At 43.6% G+C, this 15,600-nt stretch carries 16 protein-coding genes and 5 pseudogenes; 5 read left to right on the forward strand and 16 right to left on the reverse strand.

Annotation, left to right across the window (positions count from 1 at the left end; all coding sequences use genetic code 11):
- Positions 1 to 6: 6 nt before the first annotated feature.
- The 15 genes and pseudogenes from ACKA06_RS17795 to ACKA06_RS17865 all read right to left on the reverse strand — a co-directional run.
- Positions 7 to 831: an MBL fold metallo-hydrolase gene (locus ACKA06_RS17795; RefSeq protein ID WP_411160323.1), complete on the reverse strand. Its 825-nt coding sequence runs from the start codon at positions 829 to 831 to the stop codon at positions 7 to 9.
- 213 nt (positions 832 to 1,044) lie between these two features.
- Positions 1,045 to 1,332 (reverse strand): hypothetical protein, encoded by a 288-nt coding sequence (locus ACKA06_RS17800; RefSeq protein ID WP_411160324.1) that lies wholly within the window; start codon positions 1,330 to 1,332, stop codon positions 1,045 to 1,047.
- 59 nt (positions 1,333 to 1,391) lie between these two features.
- Positions 1,392 to 2,282: a GNAT family N-acetyltransferase gene (locus ACKA06_RS17805; RefSeq protein ID WP_411160325.1), complete on the reverse strand. Its 891-nt coding sequence runs from the start codon at positions 2,280 to 2,282 to the stop codon at positions 1,392 to 1,394.
- Between the two features lie 76 nt (positions 2,283 to 2,358).
- Positions 2,359 to 2,562 (reverse strand): hypothetical protein, encoded by a 204-nt coding sequence (locus ACKA06_RS17810; protein WP_411160326.1) that lies wholly within the window; start codon positions 2,560 to 2,562, stop codon positions 2,359 to 2,361.
- A 25-nt stretch (positions 2,563 to 2,587) separates the two neighbouring features.
- Positions 2,588 to 3,517 carry a zinc-dependent alcohol dehydrogenase gene (locus ACKA06_RS17815; RefSeq protein WP_411160327.1) on the reverse strand — a complete coding sequence of 310 codons (930 nt, stop codon included), beginning with the start codon at positions 3,515 to 3,517 and terminating at the stop codon, positions 2,588 to 2,590.
- Positions 3,518 to 3,528: 11 nt separating this feature from the next.
- Positions 3,529 to 3,873, reverse strand: coding sequence for an ASCH domain-containing protein (locus ACKA06_RS17820; RefSeq protein WP_198257407.1), 345 nt, complete (start codon positions 3,871 to 3,873; stop codon positions 3,529 to 3,531).
- 29 nt (positions 3,874 to 3,902) lie between these two features.
- Positions 3,903 to 4,484: a histidine phosphatase family protein gene (locus ACKA06_RS17825; RefSeq protein ID WP_411160328.1), complete on the reverse strand. Its 582-nt coding sequence runs from the start codon at positions 4,482 to 4,484 to the stop codon at positions 3,903 to 3,905.
- A gap of 22 nt (positions 4,485 to 4,506) precedes the next feature.
- Positions 4,507 to 5,106, reverse strand: a complete 600-nt coding sequence (locus ACKA06_RS17830; RefSeq protein ID WP_411160329.1) for a GNAT family N-acetyltransferase — start codon at positions 5,104 to 5,106, stop codon at positions 4,507 to 4,509.
- 8 nt (positions 5,107 to 5,114) lie between these two features.
- The gene (locus tag ACKA06_RS17835) at positions 5,115 to 5,843 is read right to left on the reverse strand and encodes an alpha/beta fold hydrolase (RefSeq protein WP_411160339.1); all 729 of its coding nucleotides are present in this window, start codon (positions 5,841 to 5,843) and stop codon (positions 5,115 to 5,117) included.
- A gap of 80 nt (positions 5,844 to 5,923) precedes the next feature.
- Positions 5,924 to 6,325 carry an NUDIX hydrolase gene (locus ACKA06_RS17840; protein WP_214871679.1) on the reverse strand — a complete coding sequence of 134 codons (402 nt, stop codon included), beginning with the start codon at positions 6,323 to 6,325 and terminating at the stop codon, positions 5,924 to 5,926.
- Between the two features lie 55 nt (positions 6,326 to 6,380).
- Positions 6,381 to 6,890 (reverse strand): GNAT family N-acetyltransferase, encoded by a 510-nt coding sequence (locus tag ACKA06_RS17845; protein WP_411160330.1) that lies wholly within the window; start codon positions 6,888 to 6,890, stop codon positions 6,381 to 6,383.
- Between the two features lie 142 nt (positions 6,891 to 7,032).
- Positions 7,033 to 7,281, reverse strand: a pseudogene (locus tag ACKA06_RS17850) (CD3324 family protein); the annotation flags it as partial.
- Positions 7,282 to 7,446: 165 nt separating this feature from the next.
- On the reverse strand, positions 7,447 to 8,082 hold the full coding sequence (locus ACKA06_RS17855) for a DUF3108 domain-containing protein (RefSeq protein WP_411160331.1): 636 nt from the start codon (positions 8,080 to 8,082) through the stop codon (positions 7,447 to 7,449).
- Positions 8,083 to 8,277: 195 nt separating this feature from the next.
- Positions 8,278 to 8,700 (reverse strand): NUDIX hydrolase, encoded by a 423-nt coding sequence (locus ACKA06_RS17860; RefSeq protein ID WP_411160332.1) that lies wholly within the window; start codon positions 8,698 to 8,700, stop codon positions 8,278 to 8,280.
- A 28-nt stretch (positions 8,701 to 8,728) separates the two neighbouring features.
- Positions 8,729 to 8,950, reverse strand: a pseudogene (locus tag ACKA06_RS17865) (Nif3-like dinuclear metal center hexameric protein); the annotation flags it as partial.
- 103 nt (positions 8,951 to 9,053) lie between these two features.
- Between ACKA06_RS17865 and ACKA06_RS17870 the strand changes: the two are divergent.
- The 4 genes and pseudogenes from ACKA06_RS17870 to ACKA06_RS17885 form a co-directional block, all read left to right on the forward strand.
- A pseudogene (locus ACKA06_RS17870) lies at positions 9,054 to 9,467 on the forward strand (S8 family serine peptidase); the annotation flags it as partial.
- Positions 9,468 to 10,213: 746 nt separating this feature from the next.
- Entirely contained in the window at positions 10,214 to 10,810 is a 597-nt protein-coding gene (locus ACKA06_RS17875) for a TetR/AcrR family transcriptional regulator (protein ID WP_198257395.1), read from the forward strand.
- 40 nt (positions 10,811 to 10,850) lie between these two features.
- Positions 10,851 to 12,207: pseudogene (locus ACKA06_RS17880) on the forward strand (cytochrome P450); the annotation flags it as partial.
- Between the two features lie 113 nt (positions 12,208 to 12,320).
- Positions 12,321 to 14,036 (forward strand): annotated as a pseudogene (locus ACKA06_RS17885) (diflavin oxidoreductase); the annotation flags it as partial.
- A 531-nt stretch (positions 14,037 to 14,567) separates the two neighbouring features.
- On the opposite strand, the gene ACKA06_RS17890 reads toward ACKA06_RS17885, so the two are convergent.
- On the reverse strand, positions 14,568 to 14,897 hold the full coding sequence (locus tag ACKA06_RS17890; protein ID WP_052011566.1) for a DUF4181 domain-containing protein: 330 nt from the start codon (positions 14,895 to 14,897) through the stop codon (positions 14,568 to 14,570).
- A gap of 139 nt (positions 14,898 to 15,036) precedes the next feature.
- On the opposite strand from ACKA06_RS17890, the gene ACKA06_RS17895 reads away from it, so the two are divergent.
- Positions 15,037 to 15,588: a 2'-5' RNA ligase family protein gene (locus ACKA06_RS17895; protein WP_411160333.1), complete on the forward strand. Its 552-nt coding sequence runs from the start codon at positions 15,037 to 15,039 to the stop codon at positions 15,586 to 15,588.
- The last annotated feature ends 12 nt before the right edge of the window (positions 15,589 to 15,600 follow it).

The following is a 15,600-nucleotide window of genomic DNA, read 5'->3' on the forward strand; positions in this document are numbered from 1 at the left end:
TGTTATTCACGTCTCAAACCAATCCCCATTAACCGCTTTAATATAGCGCTCCGCAGATCTCTGAACCGCTTCATCGGCATTTTCTTTTACCACTTTATGAAAAGCATTGTATAACCTTTCAAAAGGCAGATCCCGCACTTTTGCCGCCATCTCTTCCACTTTTTTGGCAGGCAGGGGGATCAAGTTCGGGTAGCTGTACATAAAGCTCACCCATTTCGTATCCGCAACCACTTGAATGATATCCCCAGAAAGAAGCTTGCCTTTCCCGTCAACCCCATTTTCCCAATGTAGCACTGCTCCGCCTTTAAAATGCCCTCCGAGACGATGCAAAATCACCCATTCACTCAACGCTTTCTCTTCACCTTTCCAAAGTTGGATATATCCACTCGGTTCCATAATCCATTCGCGGTCATCATGATGGATATAAATCGGCGCGTCGAACACTTCGGCCCAATCTGCCTGCCTTGAATAGTAGTGGGGGTGAGAAAGGGCAATCGCATCGATACCACCCAATGAACGAATGAATGCAATTGTGTCGTCATCGAGGTACGTGATACAGTCCCATAGAACATTGAAACCATCACCAATGACCAGATAAGCTGTTTGCCCGATCCCTAGTTTCGGAGTTGTCGTGATACTGTAAAGACCTTCTTCCTCTTTTGTAATGGTATTTTTATAGTTTCCGCTCTCCGCCAATTCAACATGGGTCGTCCATGACTGGCCTTCAGGATTTACATATTGCCTTTCTTCTTCACAAATCGGACAGTGATCCGGCTCACAAGTACTTGCAGGATATTGGACTCCGCACGTCGTACAGATGTATTTTTTCATTATTCATTCCTCCAAAGATTTATGTATCTTTAGATTACAGAAAATTCCTGGTGGATTCTTCCTTCATTTAGATGATGGCCGGGTGCTACTTTAGTCGTAGGGTATTGTTTTGGAGTGCGAATTGCATTTGAAAATTAATGTTTTCGGAGAAAGATTAAAAAATGGAACTTCGGCTATAGGTCAATCCAGGCACGATGTTCTATTAAAACAGTTTTATCCCCCAAAAGAATAACCAAATAAAATAATCAGTGAAATCCCGGCAAAGATTAAGCCTATCAGTAAAGTAATAACCGAAATCATCCTTCCTGCACCCTTTTCCTTTTTCACGCCGAGGGCGCCGAATAACAGACCCATCACTGCCGTAGAAGGGGCAAATTGAATAAAATTCACCATAGCCCCAAACCCATTACTTGAAAACACAGCAACGATAAAGGCAATAAGTTGAATAACAAAAACCACCAGTATAATTGCTGCAATTTTACCTGGAAGAGTATTGATCATTTCAGCCGGTTCCCCTTTCTGTATGTTTTTACAGTGACAGGAATTCAGGCAAAATTAATTTACCTGACTTGAACCTGATAAAGCATCATTTCATACTGCACATCAAACCCCGCAGCTGTATATAAATTTACGGCCTTTTTGTTTTCCTCATTTACACAAAGTACTATCTCATTTATTGAGGAATGCTCAAACAACCTATTGAGAGCCGCTTTGACAAGCAATGCGCCGACTCCCTTTTTTCGATGTTTCTTAGAGACAGCTATGTATTCAATCCTCCCTTCACCATGTTTTGGCGAGGCTTCAATATATACATAGCCGGCAAGGTCATCATTGCCAGCTACTGCAGTCAGCAGCTGATTTTCATCACTCAATTTATCCCAAATGTAATCTCCGTGGTAATACGTATTGGGAAATGATTGTTTGTGTAACTTCAAGAAACCAGACTTTTGCTCAGGTTTGACTGAGGATACTTTCTGATGTTCATTGCTGAGTTGATGATTTTTCCTGGAAGCCTTTAAGATTAAATGTTTCCCCCTGCAAACTCCCTTCAGCAAGGATACAAATTGTATGGCAACTGTATTGAACTGGTTCAAGAAAAAAGAAACACTTTTAATATCATTCATTCTTAATAATATAGAGGCTTGCTGCCATATGGAAACGGCAAGGTCATCCCACCTCTCTCCGTCTTCTAAAAATGGCCCCCAAACTTCAGCAGTCTTTTCATCAATGTCAATATCAAGCCCAACGGCTCCAACGATTCGATCATCTCTGTACGCAACAATGAATGAATCTTCGAGTTCCTTATCGGAAAAGTCATTCATGAGAGCATCTAAGATTTCGTTTTTCTCCTCACCGCAATAGCCGACATGGGTTGATTGTTTCGTATTCATTTTTTCTATAAACCGTGCCAGTTGTTCTGCACTTGCTGGTGGTTGTATTAAGATGTTCATCTAATTCCCCCTAACTGTATTTCCCTTTAAATATAGCGGGCTTTAAAGCCCATTAGGTCATAACGAGGGTGAAAAATCATCTTCCAAAAAAAGAGGGAATTGGTATACCGATATCAAACAAAACACTCATGATCAGAAAGAAAAACATGATCAGGACACTTATCCCTACCACCAGTGTCCAGGTTCTGTTTTCCTCACTTCCGGTCCGGCGTCTGTATTTCTTTTTTCTGTATATGGATTGAACCTTACGCAGCTTTTGATTATGTTTCGGATCCATCATGTACCTCCTCCTGTTCAGTTGAAGGTTAATACTTCACCAATACTTTCAAAGGATTCACGCGTCCTTCTCCCAAATCTTCAAAACATCGGATCAACTCTTCCTTCCCGATGGTGAGTTCAAACAATTGACTGAGAACCGAGCCTCTGCTTTTCACATTTTCAAAATACCACAGGGAATGCTTACTGTAATTCCAGCCGTCACTCGAGCCTAAGATTCTTAATTCCTTCTCATAAAATTCAGGCTGGAGTTCAAAGACGTTCCTATTTCCGTCAGACAGGATGCATAATCCAGCTTCAGGCAGAAGGGATATTTGCAGGCAATGAAATGCGGCATTGTTCCCTGAGCACTCCAGGCCGTAGTCATAAAAATCCTTTGGGCATTCCGAGGTGTCTGCAAATACATCACTTGCCCCTATTTTTTCCGCTAAGTGCCCCCTGGTAGCGTTCGGTTCTACAACATCAATGTGCTTCACATTCATATATTCCCTGAGAAAATAAACCGTCAGAATTCCCATAGTCCCCATTCCGGTCACCAATACTTTGTCTTCTTTGCCTGGATTTAGTTTCATTACACCTTTTGCTGCGTCACATGACAATATGGTAAGCAGTGCATCGTTGTAATGGATATCTCTTGGCACTGGTAAGGCTTTATATTCCGGAATGACCCCAAAATCTTTATGCCCGAAGGAAGCAATGACTCTATCTCCTTTTTTGAGCTTGGCAACCCCTTTACCGACCTCTATGATTTCACCATAGTTTTCATACCCGGTTTCTTTAGGATAGACCGGCTGCCTCTCTGTGATGTCTGTTTCAAGATACTGCGGCAGTTCCGCTCCGATGCTGATCGCCCCTGCTATTGTTTTCACCAGGACTTCATCGTGTGCGAGCGGCGGTAATTCATTTTGTATCCATTTCAATTCTTTTTCACCAAGCAGCATAAGTGAGTTTTGTTTCATTTTAATCATTCCTATTCGGGCAGCCTGACCCAAATGACCGCACCCATCGGATGCTTATAAGGAACAGGCTGTTTATAGATCTTCGGATTATCAAGCACCCAGGCGTACGTTCTTTGGTATGGCAGTACAGAAGCAGCTTCACTTTCCACACCGTGGAATCTTCTGCTTTCCTGGTACTCTGTTAAATTCAATTCTTTACTATTAATGAGATCGACTTCGCCATAGACCATGCCCGAACCGCTTTTGATCAGCGCAATCTTCCCGCGTTTTTTTGTGTTCGATCCCCTTATTTCCCACGTTTTCTTTCCTTCAAAGATCCTATCGATCCAGGGTGATTTAATGATGAGTGCATTCATGGGAGCTCTCCTTTTTTAGATGATTAACTTCATCGATTATATTGAACTTTGAGTAACCAGGTTTCCTTAGGGAAATCTTTTCTGCTAAGCTCTCTGCCGGTGATAAACTGGCGGTAGGAAGTAATCGTCCCGTCATGGGAAACTATATATATTCGATGATTCCCGAACGATTTACACCATTCCAGAAAATCTTTCGCCAGTATCTGAAACTCTGTATCCGGCAATGTGTTTATCCCTTTTTCCCACCATTCCCCTGCACGTTCTTCCTCCACATGAAAGTCTGGAAAATCTTCTCTTATTTTGTCTTTAGTGAGTATTTGATCACAGGGCAGGGTCACCCATTCTGGATTCTGGGGAAACATTCTTGGAGATACGAGGGGACTAACTATTTTCTTGCATGCAGTGTCTTCACTCCAGATTTGAGCGGTTTGCAGTGTTCTTCTAATCGGGCTGATGATCAGGACATCGGAGTGGGTTAAAGGAAAATTCCTTTTCAGCTCCTTTGCTTGGTTGATTCCCTCAACGGTTAAGGAAGGATCTGAAGTATGTAAGCTGTCGGGTACATCCATGGTGTGTTCACCTTGTCCATGTCTAATAAATAGTAATTCCATTTAATCCTCCAAATAAAAAACGTTAGATTGATAGGTTTAAAATATATCTGTTTCCATTATTTTCACTGAAATAATCTTCTTGCAGAACCCCGTAAACCGCACAATCCTTATATTGATTCTTCGAATTCCGGATCATATCCCGGATTGTTCCTTCCTGCATCATCCCGGCTTTGTTCATGACTCTCCCGGATGCAGGATTATCTGTGTTATGAGCAGCAGAAATCTTATGCAGTTTCATTTTAGTGAAACCGAATTCCACAACTGCCCTCAATGCTTCTGTGCCATAGCCTTTGTTCCACCACCGGTATCCGAGCGAATAACTGACCTCACAATTTCCCGTAGCTTCTTCCATATCATATAAATCAATCTCGCCTATCAGTTCTCCGCTTTCATTAAGCTTTATTGCCCAATAGCAGAACTCTTCACTTTCATAGTCTGAAAGAATCCGATTCATCCGCTCCTTTGTTTCTGAAACGGATTGATGCGCGGCACTCACCCGGTTGTCTGACACCCGTTCGTCAGAGAGCCAGTTGTCAAATGCGGCCTGAGTATCAGTAAGCGTGAACTTTTGCAGCAATAATCGTTCTGTTTCTATCGAAGGAGTTCCATAGTAAATAATCATTTAACACCTCAAATTAAACTTTTAATAGCTTCAACTACAACCATGGGCTCGTCATACTGAATATAGTGAGCACTGTTTTCAGCGAGAATAAACCGGCTGTTTGTCGATATGGTAAGCAGCTCCTTTTGCATATTGTTCCAAAGCTGTTGTGAGGAGGCAGAATAATGAGCTTTCTTCCCGGCTGCAATGACGGCCAAAGGGATATTGAGCTGCTTCCTTGATTTCTTAACCAATTTTAAACTCTCCATAAATTCTTTATAATTGCTTTCATAAACGAACTGATCCTTATATGCTTTTTGAAACTCAGCCGGCATAGTAGGAAGGAAATCTTCTCTATAATCCTCCGGTGTGGAGTCGACTAAAATCAACCCGCTGACTTTTTCAGGGTACTTGGTTGCAAACAATCTCATATTCACCCCGCCAAATGAATGGCCAACGAGTAAATATGGCGGATGTACGTTCATTTCCGTGAGCATTTCTTTTAACTCATCAACCATATTGTCACTTGTTCGCGGGGTTGAACTCTTTTCACTGTTACCAAGCCCCGCCCGGTCATACAGAATAACTCCTGTTTCTTCAGCAATAACAGGGGCGATGTTTTCCCACGTTTTAGAATAGTCTCCGTATCCTGCGTCCATCACTACCGTTGGTTTCCATTTCTGTTCTCCGAATACTTTCACAGAAATATTGAAGTGTTTTACTTTTACATATTTTTCTTCAAAATGGCAGTCCGACATTTTCATAGAATTCCTTTCTTCAACCTGTACTTTGCAAATTCTCTTTGTAAGGTTGTGAACATTAAGTAAGCCAAACCCTGTCAACCTATAATTAAATCGCTGCAACCTAAAATCGTCTGCACATCTTCCGGATACATGTGGTCCAAGTCATGTAGATTAGATAATGACTTCCAGGCTGCTTCACTAATTGTTTCATCCGGATCATTGATACCTGCACTATCACTTAGCTTTTCTACTTTAAAATAATGGGTTCTCACTTTGATTCCTTTTAATACGGTCTCTTTGATAGTCAGTTTCTCGAGGATCCTGACCTCATACCCTGTCTCTTCTTTCACTTCCCTTATGCAGCAATCTTCAGGCGTCTCTCCTATTTCAATACCGCCTGACGGAATGGCCCATCTATCACTATCATTGCCCCGAACCATAAGGACTTCATTACGCTCGTTGATGCAGATTGCTGCAGATCCAAACCATTGTTTCATTATGTCACCTCGATATATCTAATAAGTTAAATTTTACCACAACCATTCTGGGTTTTCAGATGATTCTTTGTTTACCGTCACCATCCCTTTCGATTTTCCAGTCCTTTTCCATAATGATGAAATTGTAATCTTCACCTCTGATTGTGTTCTCAAAGTCTCCTTTTCTTTTAAAACCTGCTTGTTCATAAACATGGATGGCGCGTTTATTGAATTCCGCGACCGCCAGCTCCAAATGGTTATACCCTATTAATTTTCTTCCCTGCTCGATGATGGATTGGATAAATGCGAGGCCATTTCCTTTTCCTGTTAGGTCAGGCCTCATTTGAACACCAACAGCCATTATTTCTTCCAGTGGTTCTCCCACATCAAAGAATTCGCAGTTGCCGATTAATTCTCCTTGACCATCCACAACTGAATACATTGGGTCGGTATTGACACTTTGGAGGAAACCTTTTATTTTTTCCTCCTGAATGTTATTATCGTAAAAGGAATGCACTCCTTCATAAGTCCACGTAATGAATTCAGCCACATCTTCCTGAGTTCTCTTCCTGATTGTATAACCCATCTACCAATCTCACCCTTTCATTTCATTTCTTCCATTTTATAGCATCCGGTTATATCTCGCTCCCTAAAGTCCTGTTATGTAGTGATAATGAGCAAAAAAAAAATGCCTTATGCTTTATCTCTGCATAAGACACTCCTTGTAATCACTTATTCTTTTCTTTGTAGATAATCCTCTCGATGCTCTTGAGAGATAGGTGGTACACTTCAGCCAGTTTCGCTTTTGAAGCACCATTAATGTAACGCCTATAAATCATTTGATCTCTCTCTTTAAAAGCTTGCCTTGTCCCATTTTTCTCTCCCCAGGAAAGCTGACTTCCTCTTTTCCTCGGGATGTAAACATAATCCCCGTCAATATATTCCTGGATGATCTGCACCATTTCTTTCGGCAGTACATCTCTTGCCTTTTAATATCCCATAAACGTCCCTGCTTTCTCATAAAATGTATAAGAAACAGCAAAGACCGCTCTCTACTCACTTTCCAGCAGCCTCTGCCACTAGCGAGTGAATATCTTTAGGTTTGGATACTTTCCCATTTTGTCTAACCTCCTCCCATTTGTTTACCTTCTAAATTCTAAAGTCAATCCCTCTCCCACCAGGGATGACTGCTTGAGCAATTCTTTACTCACTGTGTCGATCCAGTAATATTGCAAGGTTTCCCCGAAGTATGTCTTCACTTTCCAAGCATCGACGAATTCGCCTGGACTTTTTTTACTACGTTCCTCTTCTGCTACGCTAATCCTGACAGTAACCTCAGATTCTGATACGGCATTGAATCCATTAAAATCCAATGTATACCTGCTTCTTAACGGCAAGGCCCTTAAGATCATCTCCACGGAAAAAGTATCATAACAGCCTGGAAGCGTTTTGTTATATTGCTTTCCCTCTTTTTCAATACTCACCGTGTTATCCCCATAACTTGCTTTTACACTTTGGACATCATCTATGTAATCAGTAAAAGAAACGGGTTTGAAAGAAGCCTTTTCAACAATCGTGATACTTTTTCGATTCCCTAATATGTCGGAAGTTAAAGCCTGCTCTCTTTCAATGACCTCCTTTCCATCCCTTAAACCAAATTTTATTGTTTCTGTAGTAAAACCTGCCCTTGTTTCATTGCCGTTTTCAATTAGAAATACCTCTTTTTTATCTGTTTCTTCTTTTAACGCTTTGCCGTCTATACCAATAAGATCAGGCATTTACCCGCTCCTCTTCATGCTATGGATAGAAATCCGTCATTAATTTATCAAAAGAATGAATTTCAGGATTAAATCTGATAGCTCAAACTGAATTGATAAATCTCATTAATAAAGGCTTTGAAATCAAATCAACGCTTATAAAGCAATCCTATTCGATTTAGACGATCCCCCTCCTGGATTTTCACACTAAATGTCTTAAGTTGCTGCTGAAAACAGTCTTCCTTTAACTAAATTCACCTGCTCAATCATATGCCCAATATTCCCTTCTCCGGCATACAAGGACATATCATAGAAGTTCTGATCCAAACCAGACCAATAGAGTATATTTTCATCCCCTGAAACCGATACATTCCGGTTCAGTCTGCCGACATACACTTCTACAAAACATTTTAGATGGTAGTACGTAAAATCCATTAAATGATGAAGAGTAACATCCTCGGCGGTTATAGAAGTTTCTTCTAATAATTCTCTATAAGCAGCCTCCAGCCCTGTTTCTCCATCTTCAATTTTCCCGCCGACTAAATTACGCAGTCCCTTGTACGGTTCTTTCAGCCTCTCACACATTAACAGCTTGGTCATTTCTTTGTCGTAAATCATTAAGACGTTGTAGCCTTGCATTTGATCACTTCCTAATTAATAATGTTGTTTACAGCCACCAATCCTTTTGCGGAATCAAATTAATAGTTTCCAGATCAAAATTCTCCTCAAACCAAGGAGCCATCAATGTTTTCTTCACTAAATATTCAGAAGCAGCATGGGAAACTCCAATCAAGGACATGTTTGTTTGACTGGCGTACTCAATAACTTCTTCAAACCTTTTCCTCCCATAATCGTTATCGATATGGCAGTGGATTATGATACCTATATAACCGTATTTTTCGTCATGGATGAACCTGTCTGTAATATCCATATTTAATGCTTCCGCAATCGCGTGGCTTGTCCCCAACGATTCGTGATAGTCCAACGGAGCCAATACGATCGGTTATCCTGGTGCAGTGGAAAATGCGGTTGCTGTCGCAGCGCTTGAAGATGTTCAGCAAAATGGGACTTACCGCGTAGCTGATTTCTCTTCCCGCGGAAATCCCAATACGGATGGCGACTACGTGATCGGTGTGCGTGATGTGGAAGTATCCGCACCGGGACGTGCGATTGAATCAACCTGGTACGATGGCACGTATAACACCATCAGTGGTACTTCCATGGCAACACCTCACGTCTCGGGACTTGCAGCGCAAATCTGGGCGGAAAACCCTAACTTCTCTGCAGCACAGCTCCGCTCAGAAATCCAGGACCGCGCGAAGAATAACGATATCCTCGGCGGCTCCGGAGCAGCAGCAGGCGATGACTATGCTTCCGGATTCGGGTTCCCGACTGTGAATCCTTAAGGAACGGAACAGGAAGAAGATGAAAGGACATGACTGAATCGGTCATGTCCTTTTTTGGTGGCTATTGGTCGGACAGATTAACGTGAAAAGTTGCTCGGTATTCCGGGCAGCGTTCCCTTTCCACAGCCCGGGCCAGTCCTTTCCTCTAGGTTCGATCTCCTCCCGTCCCACGGTTCATTTTCCCCGGTCATGGTCCAGAGATCTTTCGACAAGTTGGTCGATAAACGGGAAAAGTGGAACGAAAATTTGGATAGAGGAATGTATTTTTGAAAAGTAGAACGAAAATGCTGGGAAACGGCCTTGAAGTTTGTAGGTGGCAGCTCTTAGGACCACTTCCAGTGCCATGATGACCCTTTCTGATCCTTGGAACGTCTTGTTTTATGCTGAATTCTGAAGAGATATGCTGAAAAATGAGTTTATGCTCAATTTCCCGGGTATATGCTGACTTATTCTTTTTATACTGAACAAACCAAAAAACCACATCCCAAACACTCACCAGTCAAGAATACCGGCCACGGTAACTGACCATGAAAATCAGGCCATTGTACCTGTCCAAACCCCCAATCCCCCGTCTAAAAAATGGGTCAACGTACCTGTCCCCCTGACCCGCTCCGGTTATTGTTTGACTTTCCATTACAGATATCCGATACTATACGCATATTAATTAATCAGTTGATTAATTAAAGAAAGGAACTTCGATTATGACTCAATCACATGAACATAAGAGAGCGCCGGGGAGACCCAGATTGAATAAGGAAATAGCCAGGCAGGAATTATTGATTTCTGCCACGCATCTGTTTTCCACAAAAGGGTTCGAGGAGACGAGCCTGCGTGAGATTGCGGCGGATGCCAATGTGAATATGGCGCTGATCAAGTACCACTTCGGTTCGAAAATGGACCTGTGGAAAGCCGTCATCCTGAAGCTGTCCGGGGAAGTACTCGAAATTAATGACTTCGATCTCGGTGCAGTAAAGGATTCCGCTGATATGAGGCACCTCCTCGGCGAGCTTTTTGACAAATTGGTCGAAATGACGTTTGAGCATCGCGAGTTCAGTTTATTTGTCATGAATGAAAGCATTCAAAAAGGCGAAAGGTTCGATCATTTATTTGAACTCCTGATCAAACCTTTCCATGAACAGAGTTATCCATTTATCGTAAAGGGTATCGAAATGGGAGTGCTTGCCGATCAGGACCCGGAAGAGCTCATCGTGATGCTTTTGTCATCCGTTTCCTATCAACAGGCAGCCCCCCATATCCTGAGTCCCTTCTCATCTGTCACAAAGGACGTAGCACAATGGAAGGAAATGATCAAACACAGCCTCCGGGCAAACTTCATCAAATGATTATTTGTTCCATCTATTATGATCTGAAAGGATGTTTTTAATGGAAAAATATGAAGAAATCCCACAACCAAAAACATATGGTCCGCTCGGACATCTCCCCCTTATTGACAAGGATAATCCGACGCTCTCGTTCATGAAGCTCGCAGAGGAACAGGGACCTATCTTCCGTCTCCAGACCCCCTCTTCTTCTACAATCCTCGTGTCGGGTCATGAACTTGTAAAAGAGGTATGTGACCAGTCAAGATTTGATAAAAGCATCGAAGGCGCCCTAGAAAAGGTGCGTGCGTTCGGCGGGGACGGGCTTTTTACAAGCCGTACCGATGAGGCTAATTGGAGCAAGGCCCATAACATCCTCATGCCGACCTTCAGCCAGCGGGCGATGAAGGATTATCACGATATGATGATCGACATCGGCGTCCAGCTGGTCCAGAAATGGGCGAGGCTGAATCCGAATGAAGAAATCGATGTGCCTGAAGATATGACTCGGCTCACACTCGATACAATCGGACTTTGCGGATTCAACTACCGGTTCAACAGTTTCTATCGTGAGAGCCCGCATCCATTCATTATCAGCATGGTGCGTGCAATGGATGAAGCGATGCACCAGCTTCAGAGACTGGACATCCAGGATAAACTGATGGTGCGTACGAAGCGCCAGTTCAAGCATGATATTCAGACAATGTTCTCGATGGTCGATAACATCATTGCTGAACGGAAGGCGAATGGGTCGCAGGAAGAGAATGACCTTCTGTCCCGCATGCTGAATGTGAAGGATCCGGAAACCGGGGAGAAGCTAGATGATGAGAATATCCGTTATCAGATCATCACCTTCCTGATCGCAGGGCATGAAACGACGAGCGGGCTCCTGTCTTTCGCCCTCTACTTCCTGATGAAAAATCCGGAAAAATTAAGGAAAGCTTATGACGAAGTGGACCATGTATTTAACGGGCAGGCCCCGACCTACAAAGAAGTGATCAACATGAAGTATATCCGCAATATCCTGAATGAATCACTCCGTTTATGGCCGACGGCTCCCGCTTTCAGCCTGTATGCGAAAGAAGATACCCTCCTTGCGGGCAAGTACCCGGTCAAAAAAGAGGAAGAACGAATCACCGTTCTGATCCCTGAGCTTCACCGAGATCGGGATGCCTGGGGTGATGACGCAGATGAATTTCGTCCTGAACGCTTCGAAAATCCGGAGAAGGTGCCTCATCATGCATACAAGCCGTTCGGTAACGGGCAGCGCGCCTGCATAGGGATGCAGTTCGCCCTTCATGAAGCAACCATCGTCCTCGGCATGCTCCTGAAGCATTTCGAGTTCATTGATGACAAGGATTACCAGCTCAATGTCAAACAGACTTTAACGCTGAAACCGGGTGATTTTAAAATAAAAGTCAAACAGCGCGCACAGATGCCTGCACTTTTTGCGTCAGGTCCAAGTGATAAAGCACAGGAGAAAAAAGATAGCGGGTCCCAGGAAACACCTGTCGTCTCAGGACTAAATGACCGTCCTCTTCTCGTCCTTTACGGCTCTGACGCCGGTACCGCAGAAGGTGTCGCCAAGGAGCTGGCGGATACAGCAAGCTTCCACGGTGTACGCACGGAGGTCTCCCCTCTTAACGACCGCGTTGGCACTCTTCCTGCAGAGGGGGCCGTCTTGATCGTCACTTCCTCCTACAACGGAAAGCCGCCAAGCAACGCCGGACAATTCGTTCAATGGCTTGAAGAAGTGAAGCCCGGCGAACTCGAAGGGGTCCATTACGCCGTATTCGGCTGCGGGGATCACAATTGGGCAAGCACTTATCAGAATGTCCCAAGGCTGATCGATGAGAAGCTTGCAGAAAAAGGCGCGGTACGATTCTCCGCCCGCGGTGAAGGAGATGCGAGCGGCGACTTCGAAGAACAGCTGGAACAGTGGAAAGACACCATGTGGGCGGACGCCGTCGAGACGTTCGGCCTCAAGGTGGAGAACAAAGGCGGCAAGGAACGCAACAGTCTCAGCATGGAATTTGTCAGCGGCATCGGCGGTTCCCCGCTTGCCAAGACATATGAGGCGGCGAATACGAGCATCCTTGAGAACCGTGAGCTCCAGTCACCAGAAAGCGGCAGGAGCACCCGTCATATCGAGGTCTCCCTTCCATCCGGGCTCTCTTACAAAGAAGGGGATCACCTCGGCGTGCTTCCGAAAAACAGTGCGCAAAATGTGAACCGCATTTTGAAAAGGTTTGGTCTGAAAGGGAACGACCAGGTCATACTGTCGGCAAGCGGACGAAGCGCTGCCCATCTGCCGCTCGACCGCCCGGTTTCCCTAGCTGACGTTCTCACACACTGTGTGGAATTACAGGAAGCGGCCACTCGCGCACAGATCCGCGAACTCGCGGCCTATACCGTGTGCCCGCCTCACAAGAAGGAACTGGAAGCCCTGCTAGAAGAAGGCGTCTATCAGGAGCAGGTGTTGAAAAAACGCGTCTCAATGCTGGATTTCATGGAAAAATACGAAGCATGCGAGCTCCCGTTTGAACGGTTCATGGAACTCCTCCCCGCTCTTAAGCCGAGATATTATTCCATCTCTTCTTCTCCTTCTTTCGATGCCAGTAAACTGAGCATCACGGTCGGTGTCGTAAGAGACCCTGCTTGGAGTGGATTGGGAGAATATGAAGGTGTGGCTTCCAATTACCTGGCGAGGTTGGAAAAAGAAGAAGACATCGCATGCTTCATTCGCACACCGCAGTCGAATTTCGAACTTCCTGCTGACCCTGAAACACCGATCATCATGGTCGGTCCGGGTACCGGCGTGGCTCCGTTCAGAGGCTTTCTGCAAGCGCGCCGCATTCTTAAGGAACAAGGAATGCCGGTTGGCGAGGCGCATCTCTATTTCGGATGCCGTCATTGTGACCATGATTTCATCTACCGCGATGAACTCGAACGGGATGAACAGAATGGCATCGTCACACTCCATACTGCGTTCTCCCGAATGGAAGGACAGCCGAAAACGTATGTACAGCATCTGATGAATGAGGACGCCAACCACCTGATAGAACTCTTGGACCGCGGCGCACATCTCTATATATGCGGTGACGGCAGCAGGATGGCTCCTGAAGTCGAAGACACCCTGCGGGAAGCCTACAAAAAAGTTCACGGTGCTTCTGAGGAAGAATCTAAGAATTGGCTCTATCAGCTTGAACAAGATGGCCGGCTCGGCAAGGATGTTTGGGCAGGGATTTAATTTACTCCCATGAGAAAAACCGGTACGCATTTGGCGTGCCGGTTTTTTTACTTATATTAAAACATTGATGAGCCGGGGGACAGGTACCGTGGTTATTGGTAGCATTAGAGTGCGGATGTGGTCCTGAACTGCGTAATAAACTGGAACTCAGAGATTTTTAGACAAGTGGCGCAATTATCAGGATTTCGGCGCAATTAATTCGATTCCGGAGCAATTATCTTGAAATTGGCACAATAAATATTCGTATATTAATATTTCGGGTTTTACGGCCCCTTCTAAGCTCAGTTTACAGAATTTTCCCAGCTCTGGAACCCTGTCCTGATGTGGTTCTTTTCTCTCTTTCACTTAAAAATTAAATTTTTCTTGCGTAACCATCTATACGATGAATGATTTTATGTTCAGGCTTGCCAAGAAATCACTGGGCAGGAAATAAACTACGGTATCTGTCCCCCTACCTGCATCACAACTCAAGAAATATGGTTCTGTAAAAGGTCATGACTGCTGAGACCATGATCACCATTTCGGTCACTGTTAATATGGCCTGTTTTGGGCATTCACTGTGCTTCCATTCATAAAAGCCCTGACAAGATAATCAAGGACGAAGAGGATTAACATTCCGATTATGTATAACAAAAGGTACTCTTTATCCTCAATCAATAGCCAGCTTAAAGCGATGAGAGTAATCACGGTAATCAGTCTTATCCACTTGTCTATTTTTCGGTGCTGTTCATTTATATAATTATAGGAAAATATCTTTCTTTTCACTTTTTGAATGTGAAAGATTTTTCTTAATATGAATTTTGCGATTAAGTTCACGATAAGTACGATGACGGCAATCAGACTTAATGTTAGCCAGAACATGATACCTCGCCTCCTTTGCTATAGTTTCATATATGTTAGACGGAACGGACAACTTTTTTGTTTTAAAAACTTTATCAAGATGTCATGAATGTTTATTTCTGGTAAACTATTCAAAACAGACTTACAGGGGTGAAGCAGAATGAGAGTGGATTATTTTATAGGGATTGTTCCACCAGAAGAATATATAGATAGAATTGAGCGGTTTCAGCGTAAATGGATCAGCCAATCAGGGGTGGAACCACATATTACTCTGAAAGCACAAGGAGGGTTGACTCCTGATAAAAAATGGATAGACAAAGTGAAAAAAATTTGCGAAAATGTGAGCCCATTTCATTTGTCCTTAGGTAAACCGAGGTATTTTGGAGATAACATTCTTTATTTAAGTGTGTACTCTATAGATTTACACACTCTCCATCAAAAAATAGTAAACGTGATTTCACCATCAGATGAATTGATAAAGAGATATTTCGAGCTCGATGACTTTATTCCTCACTTGACTTTAGGAAAAGAACAATTCGGCGGGAATATTTCCACCGGTCTCTCGAAAGATGGATTAAAAGAAATGAAGTGTGCAGCAGGAGAGGAATTGACGCCCTATCCAGATTTCAAAGTGGATTATATAAGGGTGTATGAGCTGAATATTGAAAAGAGAAAATATGAAACGTTCTTAGATATCCCTTTAGGCGGCTGATCACATGATAAT

This window comes from Rossellomorea oryzaecorticis (genome assembly GCF_045897515.1).
Classification (GTDB): Bacteria; Bacillota; Bacilli; order Bacillales; family Bacillaceae_B; genus Rossellomorea; species Rossellomorea enclensis.

Bases quoted from the DNA above. Each gene is read 5' to 3' on its own strand.
- ACKA06_RS17795 (WP_411160323.1), bottom strand. From the start codon at position 831: ATGAAAAAATACATCTGTACGACGTGCGGAGTCCAATATCCTGCAAGT.
- ACKA06_RS17800 (WP_411160324.1), bottom strand. From the start codon at position 1,332: ATGATCAATACTCTTCCAGGTAAAATTGCAGCAATTATACTGGTGGTT.
- ACKA06_RS17805 (WP_411160325.1), bottom strand. From the start codon at position 2,282: ATGAACATCTTAATACAACCACCAGCAAGTGCAGAACAACTGGCACGG.
- ACKA06_RS17810 (WP_411160326.1), bottom strand. From the start codon at position 2,562: ATGATGGATCCGAAACATAATCAAAAGCTGCGTAAGGTTCAATCCATA.
- ACKA06_RS17815 (WP_411160327.1), bottom strand. From the start codon at position 3,517: ATGAAACAAAACTCACTTATGCTGCTTGGTGAAAAAGAATTGAAATGG.
- ACKA06_RS17820 (WP_198257407.1), bottom strand. From the start codon at position 3,873: ATGAATGCACTCATCATTAAATCACCCTGGATCGATAGGATCTTTGAA.
- ACKA06_RS17825 (WP_411160328.1), bottom strand. From the start codon at position 4,484: ATGGAATTACTATTTATTAGACATGGACAAGGTGAACACACCATGGAT.
- ACKA06_RS17830 (WP_411160329.1), bottom strand. From the start codon at position 5,106: ATGATTATTTACTATGGAACTCCTTCGATAGAAACAGAACGATTATTG.
- ACKA06_RS17835 (WP_411160339.1), bottom strand. From the start codon at position 5,843: ATGTCGGACTGCCATTTTGAAGAAAAATATGTAAAAGTAAAACACTTC.
- ACKA06_RS17840 (WP_214871679.1), bottom strand. From the start codon at position 6,325: ATGAAACAATGGTTTGGATCTGCAGCAATCTGCATCAACGAGCGTAAT.
- ACKA06_RS17845 (WP_411160330.1), bottom strand. From the start codon at position 6,890: ATGGGTTATACAATCAGGAAGAGAACTCAGGAAGATGTGGCTGAATTC.
- ACKA06_RS17855 (WP_411160331.1), bottom strand. From the start codon at position 8,082: ATGCCTGATCTTATTGGTATAGACGGCAAAGCGTTAAAAGAAGAAACA.
- ACKA06_RS17860 (WP_411160332.1), bottom strand. From the start codon at position 8,700: ATGCAAGGCTACAACGTCTTAATGATTTACGACAAAGAAATGACCAAG.
- ACKA06_RS17890 (WP_052011566.1), bottom strand. From the start codon at position 14,897: ATGTTCTGGCTAACATTAAGTCTGATTGCCGTCATCGTACTTATCGTG.
- ACKA06_RS17895 (WP_411160333.1), top strand. From the start codon at position 15,037: ATGAGAGTGGATTATTTTATAGGGATTGTTCCACCAGAAGAATATATA.